We start from the raw sequence: 16,974 nt of genomic DNA on the forward strand, positions 1-16,974 counted from the left end.
ACCTCCCCGGATCTACTAGGGATTTCGGGGCGCTACGGTGCCGGTTCGTACTCCTCGATCGGCCGCACCTCGCACTCCCCCTCGAACCCAGGCCAGTGCTTCCGGTGGAGCTCCATGAACTCCGTCGCCACGCGCAGCGCATCGGCGCGCGTCGCCGTCTTCAGGACGGCCCAGCCGCCGATGACCTCCTTCGCCTCGGCGAACGGTCCGTCGGTCACGGCGAGCTTGCCGTTCGCGAGCCGGACCCGGAACCCGTCCTTGCTGGGCAGGAGGCCGCCCGTGTCCACGAGCACGCCGTCCTTGAACGAGCGCTCGATGAACTGGCCCATGGCCTCCATCATCGCCTGCGGCGGCGGTCCGGCGCGGTACGACTCGGAGCTTCGCATGAACGTCAGGTACTTCATGGCAGTGCACCTCCGGTGGGGGTCTGACCTGGCGACGAACGAGCCCGGGCCGGATCGACATGACGCTCCGAGAGGGCACGATCCAGGTCCCGAGCCGTTTGCGGCCCGTGCGGGGCAGCGTCCGCGAGCGGGCAGGGTGTACGGTCCCGGCGCTCGTCCGGACCGGTTCGCCAGGCCGGGTCGAGCCGAGGAGTGCACGCCGTGGAGCACGACCCGCCCAGCCCGTCGGACGCCGAGGCCTTCGAGCAGGGCCGCGAGCCGCTGCTCGTCACGCGCCTCGAGGCGCACGCGCGGCGCGCCGCCGCCGGGACGCGGCGGGCGAGCGGCGGCTTCGCGCACCCGTACGCCGTCGTGGTCCTCCTCACCGCCGGACGCTCGCGGGTGGACCACGCCGGCGCGCTCGAGCTGCGGCCCGGCGACGTCCACGTCATCCCGCCCGGCGACGCGCACTCGTCGGCGCGGTTCGAGGGCGCCCAGGGCTGGGGGATCGCCTTCTGGCCCGAGCAGTCCGGCCACTCGCTGCGGCTCTTCTCGCAGGTTCGCGGCGGATGCCACCCGGTGCTCCGGCTCCCGCCCGCCGGGCGCCGGCGGCTCGAGCGGTGGCTGCGGGCGCTCGAGGACGAGGCCGCACGCCGCGAGGAGGGCCGCGACGAGGCGCTCGCCGCGCTGCTCCGCCTCGTCCTGCTCGAGCTGGTCCGCGCCAGCGCGGCCACGCTGCACCCCGGGACCGAGGCGTCGAGCCTGGCGCGCCGGGCGCTCGCGTTCGTGGAGGGGAGCGCGCTCCGCCCGCTGTCCTTGTCCGACGTGGCGCGGGCGGTGGGGCGGACGCCGGCGCACGTCGCCACGGTGGTGCGGAGCGAGACCGGGCGGACCGTCGGGGAGTGGATCCTCGCGCAGCGCATGGCCGAGGCCCGCCGCCGCCTGCGCGCCACCGACGGATCGGTCGAGGGGATCGCCGGGCACGTGGGCTACGCCGACGTGACGCACTTCATCCGCCAGTTCCGCCGCGTGCACGGCCGGACGCCGGCGCAGTGGCGTCGCGCGCAGGGCCACCCCCAGGCCGGCGCGCGCCGCCCCTGAAGCCGCGCCGATCTCGCCTGAGGCGCCGCACGCCGCGGCGAGCGATCAGCGCGGGCCGTCGCCGCGCGCCGCGGCCAGGTACGCCGCGTAGGCCTCGCGGTACCAGGCGCGGAGCGCCTCCGGCGGGATCCCGCGGCGGGAGAGGCTGGCGTGGAACCGCGTCAGCTCGGCGAGGTCCTCCGGCGAGCCCGGAGCCGGCGCGCGATCGGCGAGGCCGCGCTTCGCGGACAGGCGAGCGCTCACCGCGATGTCGATCTCGTCGCGGGTCGGCGGCGTGCCGTCCTCGTGGTCCGGGAGCCACCAGCACGGCCGCGCCTGCACCAGCGAGAGGTAGAGCCCCTGCGCCGCCTGCGCGAGGTCGGCCGGGCTCCCGCCGTCCGCGCCGTCCGCCTCCCACCACGCGCGGCTCGCCGGGCTCTGCTGCCGCGCCGCGAGCAGCGCGTCGTAGTCGGCCTGCGAGAACCACGGGTACAGCCGGAGCAGCTCGGGGTGATCCGAGAGCGCGAAGCTCGGCGTGGTGGTCCCCGTCGCGACCTCGTCCGTCATTCGCGGCGCCCCGGCCCGGAGCTTAGGCCGCGGGAGGGGGCGAGGCCACCTCCCGGCACGCGGTGCGTCGCTGCGGCGCAGGCGCCGTCGCGAGGGCGGTCGCACCTCGAGGGCGGAGCGCGCGCGGGCGCGGGGCGCGCCCGGCGGCCGCACCCCGGCGTCCGCGCCGCCGCGCGCGCACGGCCCGGTACGATCGCGCGGGAGGGTGTGCCATGGCCCGCTCGCTCGTGGTCCGCTGGACCCGGCGGTGCCTGCTCGCCGCCGGGACGGCCGCGCTCGCCGCGCTGTCCGGAGGTCCGGCCGCGGCCCAGCCCGGGATGCGGATCGTCTACGACAAGGTCGAGACGATCTCGAACTCGGCCTCCGGCACGCCGGAGGTGAAGGTCACGCGGAGCACGCTCACCGTGCGGCTCGCGCCCACCGCGCTCGCGGTCCGCGACGGCGACGTCGAGCAGGTCTTCGACTTCCTCGCCGCGCGGGAGCTGGCGGTCGATCACCAGGCCAGGGAGGCGGGCGAGTTCTCGCTGTACGCGGTGCCCGCGTTCCGGGAGCGCGAGCTCGAGAACCGCAAGGCGCTGGCCAGGATGATGGCGGTCATCGGGCGCGACCAGGACCTGGCCGACGCCGAGGTGGAGCTCGGGATGCGGATGGATCCGCCGGCGAAGGCGAAGCTGAAGGAGCGGCGCCGCGACGGGGCGCGCGTGTTCACGATCAACGGCCGCGAGGTCGCGTCGTTCGTGGCGGCGGCGCGGGCGGTGCCGCCCGAGCTGGTCGCCTCCCTCTCGCGGCTGTACCTGTACGGCGCGGCCGTGCACCCGCTGGTCCGGGCGGAGCTGCTGAAGGAGCCTCGCCCGCCGGCGCGCCTCGAGTTCTCGTGGCAGCTGGTGCAGGAGCGGACCACCGTCGCCTGGACGCTGCGCGAGATCGTGGACGAGCCGTTCGACGCGCGCGCGGCGTGGGCGCCGTATCCGTCGAAGCCGCTCCGGGACGAGGAGGTCGTCGCGCTCGCGGGCCGCGTCCGTGCCCGGGAGGCAGGCACCCCGCCGGCGGCCGCGAGCTACCTCGAGCGCGCCGAGCGCCTCCTCGGGGAGGGGCGCGGCTTCGAGGCGTTCCTGGTCGCGTTCGAGTCCCGGCTCGCCGGCGCCGACGCGCCCGACGCCCTGCTGCGGAGGTGCGGCGACGCGGCGCGCGGCGACGCCCGCATGCAGGCGCTGGCGCGGTCGATGGACATGGAGGCGAAGGATCCCAAGGGCGCGCTGGCCCTGCTCCTGCCGCTGGAGACGGACGGCCTGGAGGGCGGCGAGGTCCTGCACGTGCTCCGCGCGAACCAGCACCTCAGGCTCGGGCAGGGCGACGCCGCGCTGAAGGCGTTCACGCGCGCGCTCGGCGCCAACCCGTTCCTGCTCGGCGCCTGGATGGACGCCGGCCAGCTGTTCCTCGAGGGCTACGACACGCCCTCGGCCTGGACGTGCTGGGACGCCGCGCGCGCCCTCGCGCCGGGGCACCCGATGCTGAAGCGCGTGGACGAGCTGGAGGCGTCGCTGCGCCGGCGGCGGCCCGAGTACTTCTAGCCTCGCCGCCCGCGCTCAGCGCCGCGCGCCCGGAGGCTGCGGCTCGTCGAAGTGGCGCGTCTCCTGGCCCACCTCGACCTCGCCGTAGCGCAGCCGCCCCGTCCGCTCGTAGACGTGCAGCACCGCGCCCGGCGCGGTCTGCCGGATCTCCACCAGGCGGAACGCGAGCGGGAGGGCGCCGCCGCCGAACAGGCGCTTGCCGGTTCCGAGCACGACGGGGAACTGCCAGATGCGCAGCCCGTCCACGAGATCGTGGCGGAGCAGCGTCTGCAGGAGGTCGAAGCTGCCGTGCACCTGGAGCTCCCCGCCGTCCTGCGCCTTGAGCCTCGCGACCTCCCCGGCGACGTCGCCGCCCAGCAGGTGCGAGTCGTTCCAGCGCAGCTCGGTGAGCGTCCGCGACGCGACGTACTTCGGCCGGCCGTTGAGCGCCGCCGCAGCCTCGTCCGCCGGGTCGGTGACGTTCGGCCACGAGGCCGCAAAGAGCTCGTACGTCTTGCGCCCCAGCACGAAGGCGCCGGCGCGGTTCGTCCACTCGGACATGAGCCGTTCGAACGTCTCGTCGAAGTACGGCACCAGCCAGCCGCCGTGCGGGAACCCCCCGTCGCGGTCCTCGTCCGGTCCTCCCGGTGCCTGGACGACGCCGTCCAGCGTGGTGAACGCGCCCGCGATCAGCTTTCGCATGGTCCCGCTCCTCTCAGGGTCGAAGGGCCATAGCCGGGCGGCGCGCAGTGCACCGGGCGTCCAGCCCCGATACCCTGATCGGGTCGTCCGCCGGCGGAGTGGACGACCAACACGGTGCGTGATGTGCTGGCCGGCATGCCCAGGCTGCTCGTCCCCGCGCTGGCACTCGCCCTCGCGTGCTCCCACTCGGCTTCCTCCCCCGCGCCGCGCTGCGACCTCGAGGCGGCCGCGGCAATTCCGGCGGGGGCAGAGGTCCGCTGGAGCGTGGCCGGCGAGCAGAAGCCGAGGACCACGCCTGACCAGTGCTTCCTGCGGAGCTTCCGGCCGCCGCCCGGCTTTCGCGTACTGAAGGGCGAGTGGCTGGCCCAGTTCGCGGTTCTCGCGGACGGCCGCCTTGCGGGCTTCCAGCTGCTGCCGGAGGACCCGCCGGAGCTCGCCTGCGCCGTGTGGCAGACGTTGACCGGCTGCGGCTGGACGCCGGGCCGCGACGCAGCGGGCCGGCCGACCGCGTTCTGGGTCAAGCTTCCGATGCGGATCCGGTGAGGAAGCTGGCAGGCCCGTTCAGCCCTCCGCCATGCCGGTGAACGGCGCGCCGTCCAGCAGCCAGGTGAGCCCGTCCGGCGCGCGCCCGAAGACGGTCAGGTGGCCGCCGTGGACGCAGCGGAGGTGGTGGAACGCGCAGAGCGCCACCTGGTTCTCCGCCTCGTCCCCGCCGCCGTGCGAGCGGAACAGCACGTGGTGCGAATGGGCGGCGCGGTGGCTGCAGCCGGGGACCTGGCACCAGCCCAGGTCGCGCTCCCGCACGCGCTCCGAGCGGCTCGGCGGGCGCCTCAGCACGTGCTCCCACTGCGTGAGGAAGTGCGCGGCCAGGACGGCGAGGCAGCTTCCGGCCGGAACGAGGCGGCCGACCCTCTTCCGGACCGTCTCGAGCGCCGCCGCGAGGAGCACGGCCACCCGGCGGGGCAGCGGCACCGAGACCTTCCGCTGCGCACGCAGCTGCCGCTCCCGCTCGCCCTCGACCGCGCGGCGGAGCGCGACGCAGGTCATGGCCTTCGCCCGCGGGATCCAGGCCGCGATCTCGCCCTCCGGCAGCCGCGCCAGGATCCGGCGCCGCTCGTAGGAGACCCCCTGCCGGCGCGCCTCGCGGAGTCCCGCCGACCTCGCCAGCCGCTCCTCGTGCTCCGCCCGCTGCTCCACCGCGCGCGGCGGCAGCCGCAGCCGCTCCTCGACGTAGTGGCGGAAGCTCGCGAACCCGAGGCGCAGGTGCATGCCGCTCCGGCGGACCGCGTACGCGCACGCGCCCATGACCTCCTCCAGCGTGGCCCGCGCCGCGGCGAGCTCGCGGAGCGTCCGGTCGATCTCCTGCGCGGTCGCGCCGTCGTCGAAGCGCACCTCCGGCGCCGGCCAGTCCGCGACCGGCGCGAGCAGCGGCCAGCGCTCCGGCTCGGCTTCGAGCGCGGCGCGCCGCGCGCGATCGCCCTGAACCGGCCGCAGGAACTCCGGCCCCAGCGGGCGCGCGCCGTCGCGATCGCCGTCGGTCGAGAACTCCGCCAGGTACTCCTGCGCCAGCGCCTCGAGCCGCTCGGCCCGGGTCGAGCCCGGCAGGCTCCGCCCCGCCGCCTCCAGCGCGGCGTCCACGACGAGCCGCTCGTGCTCGGGCAGCTGCGTGCGCAGCGTCACCCACGCCTCCTCGTCGGCGTCGTCGCCCGTACGCCCCGCCCGCCGGACCGCCTCCTCCAGCTCCCGCACCGTCTGCCGGGCCGCGCGCTCCACCCAGAACGCCTCCGCGTCCCCCGTCGCCGCCGCGAGCACGGTCTCCGCCGCGCGGAGCCCGACCCGCCCCGCCCGCAGCGCCTCGTGCAGGCGCGCGCGCGTGCCGAGCCCGTCCCCGAGCCGCGCCAGGCCCTCCGCCGCGCGCTTCCCGATCCCGAGGACCTCGCGCGCGTAGTCGTCGAGGTGGTAGCCCAGCGCCGCGAGCCGGTCGCCCCGGCGGAGCGCCGCCAGCCCTTCCGCGATGGCGACGTCGATGGCGCCGTGCCCCCGCGACGCCCAGGCCAGGATCCGCTCGCAGTCGTCCGCCTCCGGCTCGCCGCCCCGGAACCAGCGATCCAGGTCGGCGCGGCTGTACGGGAGCAGCTCGCGGAGCGGCAGGAACGCGTGCTCCGCCCCGGCGGTGCCCGGCAGATCCGCGGCCCCGAGGCCGGCGATGGGAGCGGCATCCATGCGCGAACTGTGGCACGCGCCTCTGACACTAAACGTGAACCCGGATGGGCGTATCGCGCGCCGCTCGCACCGCTCAGGCGACCAGCTCACCGCCGCGGCCGCAGCGGCACCCAGGTGACCTCCGGCGGCAGCAGCGCCTCGACCACGCGCGCGTCCGGACGGAACGAGCGCGCGGGCAGCAGCGCGGGCGTGGAGATGCGGTCCATGCGGAACATGCGGGGCAGGCCGGTGTCCACGTCGCGGCCGAGCAGGTACCAGACCGGCGGCATGATCGAGAGCCCGTGCGGCTCGACCTGGCGCGCCGTCGGGCGGCCGTTCCGGTCTCGATAGCGGAACGCGAGTGCGACGCCGCGGCGGACGGCCTCCTCGAACAGGTGCAGCAGCTCGGGCGCGACCGGTGCGAGCCCCTCGCGCACCCGCTCGCTCGCCCTCGGCCCGACGAAGATGCGCCCGCAGAGGTCCCGGAGCTCGCGGGCGCGCTCCGCGGGGAGCGACGCGAGCAGGCGGGTGAGGGCGTCCTCCGCGCGCCGGCCCCACGGCACCTCGGCGACCGCCCGCGCCAGCCGCGCGCCGAGCCAGAGCGCGACGATCTCCGGCACGCCGAGGTGGACCGCGACCACACCGCGCGCGCCCTCCAGCCGGACCCCGCCGCCGGGCCCGGACTGCCCGGTGATGGGCATGCCCCGCTCGCGCAGCAGCGCCAGGTCGCGCCGCACCGTGCGCGCGCTCACCCGGAGCCTGGCGGCGAGCGCGTCGACCGTGGTCTCGGCCGACGCGCGGAGCAGATCGGCGAGATCGAGGAGGCGGGCGGCACGGACGGGCATGGCGGAGCTCGGCTCGGGCGATTCACCCGCAGGATGCGGACAGGTTCCGACAGGGATGAGCGGTACCCGATGGACCATGTCCACGTCCACCCCCATGCACGTCGTCCTCGGTGCCACCGGCCGCGTCGGCTCCGCGGTCGCCGGCGCGCTCCTCGATCGCGGCGAGCGGGTCACGGTCGTCACCCGGGATCCGCGCCGGGCCGAGTCCTTCGCCCGCCGCGGCGCCGCCGTCGCCGTCGCCGACGTCCGCGACGCGGACGCGCTCCGGGCCGTGCTCCGGCGCGGGCAGCGCGCGTTCCTCCTCATGCCGCCCGCCGACCCGGCCACCGACACCGTCGCCGAGGAGCGGCGCACCATGGCGGCCATCGCGCGGGCCGTCGAGGGCGCCGGGCTGGAGAAGGTCGCGGTGCAATCCACCTACGGCGCGCAGCCCGGCGACGGCCTGGGCGACCTCGGCGTGCTCCACGCGCTCGAGCAGGCGGTCGCGGCGACGGGCGTCCCCACCCGCGTGGTGCGCGGCGCCTACTTCATGAGCAACTGGGACTTCGCGCTGGAGACGGCGCGGCAGACGGGCGAGATCCCCTCGCTCCTCCCGGCCGAGCTCGCGCTGCCCATGGTCGCGCCCGTCGACCTCGGGCGCATCGCGGCGCGGTGGCTCGTCGACGACGAGGATCACGCCGGCGTGCACCACGTCGAGGGTCCGGCCCCGTACTCCGCCGCCGACGTCGCCCGCGCAGCCGCCGCCGCGCTCGGCCGCGACATCCGGGTGGTCGAGACCCCGCGCGCGCAGTGGGTCGCGACGTTCCTGGGGCTGGGCTTCTCGCCCTCCGCCGCGGAGTCCTACGCGCGGATGACCGCGACCGTGGTGGACGGCGCGTTCGAGCGGCCCGAGGCGCCGGAGCGGGGCCCCACCACGCTCGCCGCGTACGTCGCCGCGCGGCTGCGGCAGCAGGAGGCGTGACGGGCGCCGCCCCTCACATCGAGATCGAGCCCTTCCTGAACTCGCTCCGGCGCAGGTGGACGTTGATGCAGACCGGACGCCCGGCGCGCGCGGCCTCCTGCGCGCGATCGAGGACCTCGTCGATCCGGCCGTCCTCGGTCAGCAGCAGGCCCACGCCGCCGTAGCCCTCGGCCACGCGGTGGTAGTCGCAGCGCGCGAGCACGGTCCCGACGTCGTCGCCCAGCATGTCCACCTGCTCCCGGGCGATCTGCTGCCAGGAGCCGTCGTTCCCGATCACGGCGATGGGCGCGAGGCCGTGGCGCGCGAAGGTGTCGAACTCGGCCAGGCTGTAGGCGCACGAGCCGTCGCCGTAGAGCAGCCACACCTCGCGCCCGGGCCGGGCGAGCGCGGCCGCCGTCGCGAAGCCGCCGCCGACGCCGAGCGTCCCGAAGACGCCCGGGTCGAGCCAGGCGAGCGGCGCGCGCGGGCGGAGCGTGTACGCAGCGGTCGCGACGAAGTCGCCGCCGTCCACCACCAGCGCCGCGTCGTCGGCCATCTTCTCCTCGAGCCGCAGCAGGAAGCGCAGCGGGTTCACGAGCTCGCCGGCCGCCTCTGCGCCGGCGGCGATCTCGCGATCGCGCGCCGCCTCCCGCTCGCGGAGCGCGCCGAACCAGGCCTCCCGTGCCTGCGGCTTGCCCGCCTTCGCGGCCAGCGCGACGAGGAATTCGCCGGGGTGCATCTCGACCGCCACGTCGGGGCTGCGGTTCTTCCGCAGCTCCGCCGCGGAGAGGTTCGCGGCCCCGATGAAGGCGCCGCGGCCGAAGCCGCGGCCGTAGCCGAGCCGGAAGTCGAACGGGAACCCGGCCACGACGACGACGTCCGCCTCCTTGAGCGCGCGCCCGCGCGCGTGGCGGAACTGGAGGGCGTCGCGCCGGCCCAGGAGCCCGCGCGCCATCCCGCCGAGGTAGACCGGGACGCCCAGGGCGCGCACCGCGGCCGCGAGGCGTGCGGGGTCCTCGCAGCCCGCGAGCGCCTGGCTGCCGAGGATCAGCACCGGACGCTCGGCGCGCGCGAGCCGCTCCGCGATCCGTCCGACCCCTCCGGAAGTGCCTCGCCGCAGGTCGAGCCGCTCCGCGAGCCGCGCCGGGAGGTCCTCGAGCGACGGCAGCGCGGGCGCCCGGAACTGCCGCGCGAGGTGCGCCTCCAGGTAGAGCCGCATCGCGGTGCCGGCGACGCCGCCCACGCGGTCCGCCCCCGACTCGCGGCGGTAGAGGTCGCGGACGAGGGGCTCGTCGTAGAGCAGGTCCACCGGGACCTCGACGAACACCGGCCCGGGCACGCCGCCCTGCGCCAGCGCGAGCGCGCGCTCGAGCGTGGGGCGGAGTCCACCGACGGTGGTGACGCGGGTGGCACACTTGGCGATGGGGCGCATGAGCGCGAGCTGGTCGATGTCCTGCAACGCGCCGCGGCCGCGGAGCAGCGTGGCGGTGGCGCCGCCGAGGAGCACCACCGGCGACTGCGCCAGGCGCGCGTTCTCGAGCGCGGTCACGGCGTTGGTGACGCCCGGGCCCGCGGTCACGGCGGCGACGCCGGGCCGCCCGGTGAGGCGCGCCATCGCGTCGGCCGCGAACACCGCGTTCGCCTCGTCGCGCATGTCCACCACGCGCAGGCCCAGCCGCTTGGACTCGACGAGGATGGGCGAGATGTGGCCGCCGCACAGCGTGAAGAGGTGGCCCACGCCGGCGCGCTGCAGCGCCGCCGCGATCACCGCGCCTCCGTTCCTGGCCTCCGCCATGGATCCTCCGGGCCGCGGGCGCCGCGGCGCCCCGTCTCGCGGCGGACGCTACCATCCGTCCGGGCCGAGCGGTGGGCCCGCGACGGGGCCCGGGGAGGGGAGGCGCGCATGCGCTGGGCGCCGCGCGCGGTGAGGCGAGGCTGGACGCTTCCGCACTCATCGTGATTTGCTCTGCCGCATGCCCAGGCTGCTGCGGTTCCCCGCGCTGCCGCTCGTGCTCGCGTGCGCGCATGCGAGCCCTCCGAGTCCGCCGGCCCCGGCCCCGCCGCCCTGCGATCTCGCGGCGGCGTCGGGCGTGCCCGACGGCGTCGAGGTCCGCTGGCCTGCCGCCGGAGAGAGGAGCCCGAGGGTGGCGACGTCCGGCTGCATTCACCGGGAGATCCGCCTGCCGTTGCGCCTGCGGGATCGGGTTCCCGCGCAGGCCGCGTTCCAGTTCGTCATCCTCGCGGACGGACGGATGGTGGGGTTCCGGGCCCCGACGGAGGGCATGGAGCCAGAATTCGCCTGCGCGGTGTGGCGCGCGCTGAGCGGGTGCCCGTGGACCCCGGGGCGCGACGCGCAGGGCCGCCCCGGGGCGTACTGGGTCGAGCTTCCGATCAGGTTCTCGGCCCCGCCCACGCGGTGAGCGCAGCGTCGTCGGCCGCGACCAGCCGAGCATCGCGGCGCTCAGGCCTCGGGATGGCGCGCCGGCGCGGGACGGCACGCATGCGCCGGTTTGCGGGCGGAGGCTCTCGCGGGTAGGATGCCTCGCCGTGAGGTGGCTGCTCGTCGCGATCCTGGTGCACGGGTTCGTCCCCGGCCTCGCCGAGGTCGGCGAGGCCGTCGTGCACCTCGCGCGGACGGGGCACGTGGCCCACACGCCCGCGGATCACGGCGACCTCGGCGACCAGGGGGCCGAGCACGGCTGCGGCGCGACCCAGCACCACTGCGCGTGCTGCGCGACGCAGCTCGTCGTCCCGGCGCGCGAGCTGGTCGTCGTGGCCGTCGAGACCGGTCGCTCGCCGTCGGCCGAGCCCGCCGAGCAGGCGCCTGCCACGCGCGAGCCCGCGCGTCCGTTCCGCCCGCCGATCGCCTGACGTCGTGACGCGTCCTCGCGCGAGCGGGCCGGCCTGCGCCGGCGCGGCTCGCGCGTCCCCGGCCGCCGCGCGAGCGCGCGGTCCGGCCGAACGTCCCACGTCAGGAGCACCGCTTGTCTGCACATCTTCGATGGGCGTGCGCGCTCGTGCTCGCGTACGCGGCGCCCGTGCCCGCTGCAGCGGCCGCGCCTCCCCCGGCCATCCTTCGCTGGGCGGACGTCGCCGCCGCGATCGACCGCGACCCGCGCGTCGCGGCGTCGCGGTCGCGCGTCCGCGCCGCGGAGGGCGCGCTCACGGCGGCACGCACCCCGCCGAACCCCGAGGTCGAGGCGACCGCCGGCCGCGCCGAGGCGCGCGACGGGGCGGCGCGCCGGAACGAGTGGGGCCTCGCGCTCACCCTCCCGCTCGACTGGCTGGCGAGGCGTGGCCCCGAGGTGGACGCCGCCCGCGCCACGGTGGACGAGGCGGCGGAGGAGGCCCGTGCGCTCCGCGCCGAGGTGACCGCGGAGCTGTGGCGGCTCTACGTCGGGGCCGCGTACGCGCAGGCCGAGGTGAAGACGCTCGAGGCCACCGAGCAGCAGGCCGACGCGCTGGCGCGCCTGGTCCGCCGGCGCGTGGAGGCGGGGGAGGGGCGGCCGGTCGAGGTCCCGCGGGTGGAGCTCGAGCTCGAGCGCGTCCGGAACCAGGTCGACGCGGCGCGCGCGATCCGGGACGGCGCGCTCGCGCAGCTCGGCGCGTGGCTGACCGTCCCGGTGCAGCACGTGGAGCTCCCGCCGCCGCCCCCGACGCTCGACCCTGGCAGCCCGCCGCTCGACGCGTCCAGGCACCCGCGGGTCCGCGCCGCGCTGGCGCGCGCCGAGGCGGCCAGGGCGGAGGCCTCCGCGGCGCGGCGGTCCCGCGTCCCCGCGTTCTCGGTGGGCGGCTTCTACACGAGCGAGCTCGATCGCGAGGCGGTGGGCGGGCGCTTCGGGGTCGAGCTGCCGCTCTGGGACTGGAAGTCCGGGCGCGTCCGCCGCGCCGAGGCGGCGGCCGCCGCGGAGGCGAGCCGCGCCGACGCCGAGGGTCGTGCCCTCGCCGCCGCGCAGGCCGACGCCGTCGCCGCCTGCGGCAAGGCCCGCGCGGTCGCGGACCGCCAGAAGATCCGGATCCTCCCCCGCGCCGAGGAGTCGGCGCGCACGCTCGAGCGGACGTTCCAGCTCGGCGAGACGGGGATCCTCGACGTCATCGACGCGCGGCGCGTGCTCCTCGAGGCGCGCCGCGAGTACCTCTCCAGCGCCCGCGAGCGAGACGTGGACTGCGGCGCGCTCATCCTGCTTTCCGGCCGGGAGCTGCCGTGAACCGTCACCTTTCGAAGCGGGTCGTCCTCGCCGTGGCGATCCTCGCCGTGGCGATCCTCGCCGTGGCATGCCGTGGGGGTGGAGACGCCGGCGCCGAGCGGGCCGCGGGGCAGTCCGCGGCCGCCGGCCACGAGCCGGGCGCGGGGGCGACGGCGCCGCCGCACGCCGGCCACGAAGACGCGGACGGGGACGGCCACGGCGGCGACGAGCGGTCGGACCTCGACCGGCCCGTGGACGAGCTCCTCGCGCTGAGCTGCGAGCACGGCAGGAAGACGTTCGAGTGCGACGAGTGCCGGTACGAGGTCGGCGTCGTGCGCGTGCCCGCGAAGCTCGTGGACGGCGGCCTCGTCCGGAAGGCGTCCGCGGCGAGGCGCCGGGTCGAGGCGCCGGTCGCGCTCACCGGCGAGGTCCGGTTCGACGAGCGGCGGGTCGCGCACGTGTCGCCGCGGATCGAGGGCACCATCCGCACCGTCCACGCCTCGCTGGGCGAGCAGGTCCGGCGCGGCCAGGCGCTGGTGGAGCTCGAGAGCGTCCAGGTCGGCGAGGCCGAGAGCGACTACCTGGCGGCGCAGGCGTCGCTCCGCCTGGCGCGCGCCAGCGCCGAGCGGCAGGAGCAGCTCCGCAAGGAGCAGATCTCCTCCGAGAAGGAGCACCTCGCGGCGCGTCAGGAGCTCGAGACGGCGCAGATCCGCGCGCGGTCGGCGGAGCAGAAGCTCGCGCGCCTGGGCGTCGCCACCGCCGACCTGGAGCGGCTCGGCGGCGCCGGGCGGCGGGCCGGCGGCGGGGGCCTCGTCGTCCGAGCGCCGGCGGACGGCATCGTGCTCGAGATGCACGCCGTGCCCGGCGAGCTGGTGAAGCCGGACGAGAGCATCGTGACGGTCGGGGACGTGTCGTCGGTGTGGGTCTGGGCGGATCTCCACGAGGACCAGCTCGGCCGCGTGCTCGACGCGCAGCGCGGCGGGAGGCTCCGCGCCGAGATCGGCGTGAAGGCGTTCCCCGGCGCGATCTTCCCGGGGACGGTGGAGTTCGTCGGCCCGTCCATGGACGAGCGGACGCGCACGGTGAAGGTGCGCGTCACGGCGGCGAACCCGGACGCGCGGCTCCGCGCGGGCATGTTCGCGAGCGTCCGCGTCTTCCTCCCGGGCGAGGAGGAGGCGCTCGCGGTCCCGGCCGCGGCGCTGCTCTCGGACGAGGGCCGCTCGTTCGTGTTCGTGCACCACCACGGCGACTACTGGATCCGCCGGCCGGTGGAGCCGGGGCGCAGGTGGATGGACTGGGTCGAGGTGAAGGACGGCCTGCACGGCGGCGAGACCTTGGCCGCCGACGGCGCGTTCCTCCTGAAGTCGGACGTCCTGCGCTCGAAGATGGGCGCGGGCTGCGCGGACTAGGGGCCCGAGCGATGCGCATCCTCGAGTGGCTCCTCAAGAACCGCCTCCTCGTCCTGGGCGTCACCGCGGCGCTCTCGGTGGCGGGGTGGGTCGCCTGGAAGCGCCTGCCCATCGACGCGTTCCCCGACGTGACGAACACGCAGGTCATGATCCTGACGAAGGCGCCCGGGCTCGCCGCCGTGGACGTCGAGCAGCGGGTCAGCTTCCCCATCGAGCAGGCGATGCGCGGGCTCCCCCGCGTCACGCAGGTGCGGTCGCTCTCCAAGGCCGAGCTGTCGCAGGTGGTGGTGGTCTTCGAGGACGGCGCCGAGACCTACTGGACGCGGCAGCTCGTGTTCGAGCGGCTCGCCGGCGCCCGCGAGGCGCTGCCGCCCGGCGTCGAGCCGGAGCTCGGGCCCATCTCCACCGGGCTGGGCGAGATCTTCCAGTACACGCTGGAGGGGGACGGGCTCTCGCCGATGGAGCTGCGGACGATCCAGGACTGGATCCTGGCGCCGCAGCTCCGGCCCATCCCCGGCGTCAACGAGGTGAACAGCTTCGGCGGCGAGGTGAAGCAGTACCAGGTCGTCGTCCACCCGGACCGGCTGGTGAAGTACCGGCTCGGCGTCCGCGACGTCTCGGAGGCCATCGAGCGCTCGAACGGGAACGCCGGCGGCGGCGTGGTCGTCGCCGGCTGGGAGCAGACCTACCTGCGCGGCGTCGGCCTGGTGCGCGATCTCCCCGACATCGAGCGCATCGTGCTCGGCGCGTTCGACGGGTCGCCCGTCTACCTGCGCGACGTGGCGGACGTGGTCATCGGCGCCGAGCCGCGTCAGGGCGCCGTGACCCGCGACGGCAAGGGCGAGGCGGTCGCGGGCATGGTGATCATGCTGAAGGGCGCGAACGCCAGGGACGTCGTGGCCGGGGTGAAGGACGCCATCGAGGCGGCCCGCGGCACGCTCCCGGAGGGCGCCCGGATCCGCGTGTTCTACGACCGGACCTCGCTCATCGAGGCGTGCATCGAGACGGTCGTGGACGCGCTCCTGCAGGGCGGGATTTTCGTGATCCTGGTCCTCTTCCTGTTCGTGGCGGAGCTGCGGACGGCGCTGGTCGTCCTGTTCTCCCTGCCGTTCACCTTCCTGGTCGCCTTCATCGTGATGGGCTGGGCCGGCCTCACCTCCAACCTCATGTCGATGGGCGGCCTGGCGTTCTCGGTCGGCATGGTCGTGGACGCGTCGATCGTGGTGGTCGAGAACGTGAGGCGCCACCTCGCCGAGGACCGGGAGCGCGGCCGGCAGGAGGTGGTCGCGATGGCGGTCCGGGAGGTGGCCCGGCCGGTCGCGTTCTCGGTGCTCGTCATCGCCGTCATCCTCGTCCCCCTGTACGCGCTGCAGGGCGTGGAGGGGAAGATGTTCGCCCCCCTCGCGACCACGCTGCTCATCGCCCTGCTCGTGTCGCTCGCCGTCGCGCTGACGGTGATCCCGGTGCTCTCCGCGACCATCCTGAAGCAGGAGCCGGAGCGCGAGCTCAGGCTGGTCCGCCGCTTCCACGAGGGCTACCTGCGCCTGCTCCGCCGCGCCGTCGCCCGGCCGAGGCGCACGCTCGCCGTGAGCGGCGCCGTGCTCGTCCTCTCGGCCGCGCTCGTCCCGCTCGTCGGGACGGAGTTCATGCCGCCGCTCGACGAGGGGTCGATCGCGATCAACGTGGTCCGCCTGCCGAACGCGTCGCTCGCCGGGTCGGTGAACGTGGCGAGCTACCTGGAGCAGCGGCTCGGGGAGTTCCCCGAGGTCGAGACGGTCGTCTCGAAGACCGGCCGCGCGGAGATCTCGGAGGACCCGATGGGCCCCGAGCAGACGGACGTGTTCGTGATGCTGAAGCCGCGGAAGGCGTGGGGCACCGGCCGAGACAAGGCGGAGCTCGTCGAGGCGCTCCGGAGGGAGCTGTCCGACGTCCCCGGGTTGCGCTTCTCGTTCTCGCAGCCGATCGCGCTGCGGGTGAACGAGCTCATCGCCGGGGTGAAGAGCGACCTCGCGGTCAAGGTGTTCGGCCCGGACCTGGAGGTCCTGAAGGGCTTCGCCGACCGCATCGGCGCCGCGGTGGGCGGGGTGCCCGGCGCGGGCGACGTGAAGGTCGAGCAGGTCTCGGGCATGCCGCAGTACGACCTGGACATCGACCGCGAGGCGGCGGCCCGGTACGGCATCCGCGTCGGCGACGTGAACGACACCATCGAGACGGCGATCGGCGGCCGCGTCGCGTCCACGCTCATCGAGGGGCAGCGGCGGTTCGCCATCACGGTGCGGTTCCCGGAGGACAGCCGCAACGACATCGACCGGATCGGCCGCCTCCTCGTGCCCGGCCCGGACGGCGCGCGCGTGCCGCTCGCGCAGCTCGCGAAGGTGAGGCTCGTGGAGGCGCCGGCGCAGGTCAGCCGCGAGAACGGCATGCGCCGGGTGGTGGTCGAGGCCAACGTCCGCGGGCGCGATCTCGGAGGCTTCGTGGACGACGTGCGCGCGCGCATCCAGGGGATCGAGCAGGAGCTGCCGCCCGGCTACTACCTGCGCCTCGGCGGCCAGTTCGAGAACCAGGAGCGGGCCATGCGGCGGCTCGCGATCGTCGTGCCCGTCGCGCTCGGGCTGGTGTTCCTGCTCCTCTACCTCGCGCTCGGGTCCATCGCCCACGCCGCGCTGGTGCTGCTCAACCTGCCGTTCGCGCTCGTCGGCGGCGTCGTCGCGGTGGTCCTGTTCCGGATGCCGCTCTCGGTCTCGGCGGCCGTCGCGTTCATCGTCCTGCTCGGGATCGCCGTGCAGAACGGCGTCGTGCTGGTGGCGTTCTTCAAGCAGCTCCGCGAGCGCGGCCTCTCGGTCGCCGAGACCGTCGAGCAGGGGTGCAACCTGCGGTTCCGGCCGCTGCTCATGACCGCGCTGACGAGCTTCATCGGGCACCTGCCCATGCTGTACGCCACCGGGTCCGGGGCGGACATCCAGAAGCCGCTCGCGGTGGTGGTGATGGGCGGGCTGGTGACGTCCACGCTGCTCACGCTGCTCGTGCTCCCCACGCTCTACGCGGTGCTCGCGGGGCGGCGGGCGGCGCGCGCGGGGTGAGCGCCCGGCAGCGGCGGCCGCGGGCCGCG

15 protein-coding genes are annotated in these 16,974 nt (G+C 75.9%); 9 read left to right on the forward strand and 6 right to left on the reverse strand.

Annotation, left to right across the window (positions count from 1 at the left end):
- Positions 1-32: 32 nt before the first annotated feature.
- Positions 33-404: a YciI family protein gene (locus PSR1_RS01975; protein ID WP_059435969.1), complete on the reverse strand. Its 372-nt coding sequence runs from the start codon at positions 402-404 to the stop codon at positions 33-35.
- Positions 405-605: 201 nt separating this feature from the next.
- Here PSR1_RS01975 and PSR1_RS01980 point away from each other — a divergent pair, with 201 nt between their 5' ends.
- Positions 606-1,484, forward strand: coding sequence for an AraC family transcriptional regulator (locus PSR1_RS01980; protein WP_059435970.1), 879 nt, complete (start codon positions 606-608; stop codon positions 1,482-1,484).
- 45 nt (positions 1,485-1,529) lie between these two features.
- Here the strand turns inward: PSR1_RS01980 and PSR1_RS01985 are convergent, their stop codons facing one another.
- A complete protein-coding gene (locus tag PSR1_RS01985; protein ID WP_059435971.1) occupies positions 1,530-2,030 on the reverse strand; it encodes a hypothetical protein in 501 nt (166 codons plus the stop codon).
- Positions 2,031-2,242: 212 nt separating this feature from the next.
- Here PSR1_RS01985 and PSR1_RS01990 point away from each other — a divergent pair, with 212 nt between their 5' ends.
- On the forward strand, positions 2,243-3,601 hold the full coding sequence (locus PSR1_RS01990) for a hypothetical protein (protein WP_059435972.1): 1,359 nt from the start codon (positions 2,243-2,245) through the stop codon (positions 3,599-3,601).
- 15 nt (positions 3,602-3,616) lie between these two features.
- Here PSR1_RS01990 and PSR1_RS01995 read toward each other — a convergent pair whose 3' ends face one another.
- A complete protein-coding gene (locus tag PSR1_RS01995; protein ID WP_059435973.1) occupies positions 3,617-4,282 on the reverse strand; it encodes a dihydrofolate reductase family protein in 666 nt (221 codons plus the stop codon).
- 135 nt (positions 4,283-4,417) lie between these two features.
- Here PSR1_RS01995 and PSR1_RS02000 point away from each other — a divergent pair, with 135 nt between their 5' ends.
- Complete coding sequence (locus PSR1_RS02000) at positions 4,418-4,825, forward strand: hypothetical protein (protein ID WP_059435974.1); 408 nt, start codon at positions 4,418-4,420, stop codon at positions 4,823-4,825.
- A gap of 18 nt (positions 4,826-4,843) precedes the next feature.
- On the opposite strand, the gene PSR1_RS02005 is transcribed toward PSR1_RS02000, so the two are convergent.
- Entirely contained in the window at positions 4,844-6,505 is a 1,662-nt protein-coding gene (locus PSR1_RS02005; RefSeq protein ID WP_059435975.1) for an HNH endonuclease signature motif containing protein, read from the reverse strand.
- Between the two features lie 86 nt (positions 6,506-6,591).
- A complete protein-coding gene (locus tag PSR1_RS02010) occupies positions 6,592-7,329 on the reverse strand; it encodes a YafY family protein (RefSeq protein WP_059435976.1) in 738 nt (245 codons plus the stop codon).
- Positions 7,330-7,405: 76 nt separating this feature from the next.
- On the opposite strand from PSR1_RS02010, the gene PSR1_RS02015 reads away from it, so the two are divergent.
- On the forward strand, positions 7,406-8,290 hold the full coding sequence (locus PSR1_RS02015) for an NmrA family NAD(P)-binding protein (protein ID WP_237757787.1): 885 nt from the start codon (positions 7,406-7,408) through the stop codon (positions 8,288-8,290).
- 13 nt (positions 8,291-8,303) lie between these two features.
- Here the strand turns inward: PSR1_RS02015 and PSR1_RS02020 are convergent, their stop codons facing one another.
- Positions 8,304-10,064, reverse strand: a complete 1,761-nt coding sequence (locus tag PSR1_RS02020; RefSeq protein WP_059435978.1) for a thiamine pyrophosphate-binding protein — start codon at positions 10,062-10,064, stop codon at positions 8,304-8,306.
- Between the two features lie 178 nt (positions 10,065-10,242).
- On the opposite strand from PSR1_RS02020, the gene PSR1_RS02025 reads away from it, so the two are divergent.
- The 5 genes from PSR1_RS02025 to PSR1_RS02045 all read left to right on the forward strand — a co-directional run bounded on the left by PSR1_RS02025 (position 10,243) and on the right by PSR1_RS02045 (position 16,945).
- Positions 10,243-10,689, forward strand: coding sequence for a hypothetical protein (locus tag PSR1_RS02025; protein ID WP_059435979.1), 447 nt, complete (start codon positions 10,243-10,245; stop codon positions 10,687-10,689).
- 127 nt (positions 10,690-10,816) lie between these two features.
- On the forward strand, positions 10,817-11,140 hold the full coding sequence (locus PSR1_RS02030; protein ID WP_059435980.1) for a hypothetical protein: 324 nt from the start codon (positions 10,817-10,819) through the stop codon (positions 11,138-11,140).
- A 113-nt stretch (positions 11,141-11,253) separates the two neighbouring features.
- Positions 11,254-12,477, forward strand: coding sequence for a TolC family protein (locus tag PSR1_RS02035; RefSeq protein WP_059435981.1), 1,224 nt, complete (start codon positions 11,254-11,256; stop codon positions 12,475-12,477).
- Positions 12,474-13,865 carry an efflux RND transporter periplasmic adaptor subunit gene (locus PSR1_RS02040; RefSeq protein ID WP_059435982.1) on the forward strand — a complete coding sequence of 464 codons (1,392 nt, stop codon included), beginning with the start codon at positions 12,474-12,476 and terminating at the stop codon, positions 13,863-13,865. Before PSR1_RS02035 ends, PSR1_RS02040 begins: the two co-directional genes overlap by 4 nt.
- 11 nt (positions 13,866-13,876) lie before the next feature.
- A complete protein-coding gene (locus tag PSR1_RS02045) occupies positions 13,877-16,945 on the forward strand; it encodes an efflux RND transporter permease subunit (protein ID WP_059435983.1) in 3,069 nt (1,022 codons plus the stop codon).
- The last annotated feature ends 29 nt before the right edge of the window (positions 16,946-16,974 follow it).

Origin of the sequence: Anaeromyxobacter sp. PSR-1 (genome assembly GCF_000964525.1) — a bacterium.
Lineage (GTDB): Bacteria > Myxococcota > Myxococcia > Myxococcales > Anaeromyxobacteraceae > Anaeromyxobacter.

Excerpts from the sequence above, each read along its gene's own strand:
- PSR1_RS01975 (WP_059435969.1), bottom strand. The coding sequence starts at position 404 with ATGAAGTACCTGACGTTCATGCGAAGCTCCGAGTCGTACCGCGCCGGA.
- PSR1_RS01985 (WP_059435971.1), bottom strand. The coding sequence starts at position 2,030 with ATGACGGACGAGGTCGCGACGGGGACCACCACGCCGAGCTTCGCGCTC.
- PSR1_RS01990 (WP_059435972.1), top strand. The coding sequence starts at position 2,243 with ATGGCCCGCTCGCTCGTGGTCCGCTGGACCCGGCGGTGCCTGCTCGCC.
- PSR1_RS01995 (WP_059435973.1), bottom strand. The coding sequence starts at position 4,282 with ATGCGAAAGCTGATCGCGGGCGCGTTCACCACGCTGGACGGCGTCGTC.
- PSR1_RS02000 (WP_059435974.1), top strand. The coding sequence starts at position 4,418 with ATGCCCAGGCTGCTCGTCCCCGCGCTGGCACTCGCCCTCGCGTGCTCC.
- PSR1_RS02005 (WP_059435975.1), bottom strand. The coding sequence starts at position 6,505 with ATGGATGCCGCTCCCATCGCCGGCCTCGGGGCCGCGGATCTGCCGGGC.
- PSR1_RS02010 (WP_059435976.1), bottom strand. The coding sequence starts at position 7,329 with ATGCCCGTCCGTGCCGCCCGCCTCCTCGATCTCGCCGATCTGCTCCGC.
- PSR1_RS02015 (WP_237757787.1), top strand. The coding sequence starts at position 7,406 with ATGTCCACGTCCACCCCCATGCACGTCGTCCTCGGTGCCACCGGCCGC.
- PSR1_RS02020 (WP_059435978.1), bottom strand. The coding sequence starts at position 10,064 with ATGGCGGAGGCCAGGAACGGAGGCGCGGTGATCGCGGCGGCGCTGCAG.
- PSR1_RS02025 (WP_059435979.1), top strand. The coding sequence starts at position 10,243 with ATGCCCAGGCTGCTGCGGTTCCCCGCGCTGCCGCTCGTGCTCGCGTGC.
- PSR1_RS02045 (WP_059435983.1), top strand. The coding sequence starts at position 13,877 with ATGCGCATCCTCGAGTGGCTCCTCAAGAACCGCCTCCTCGTCCTGGGC.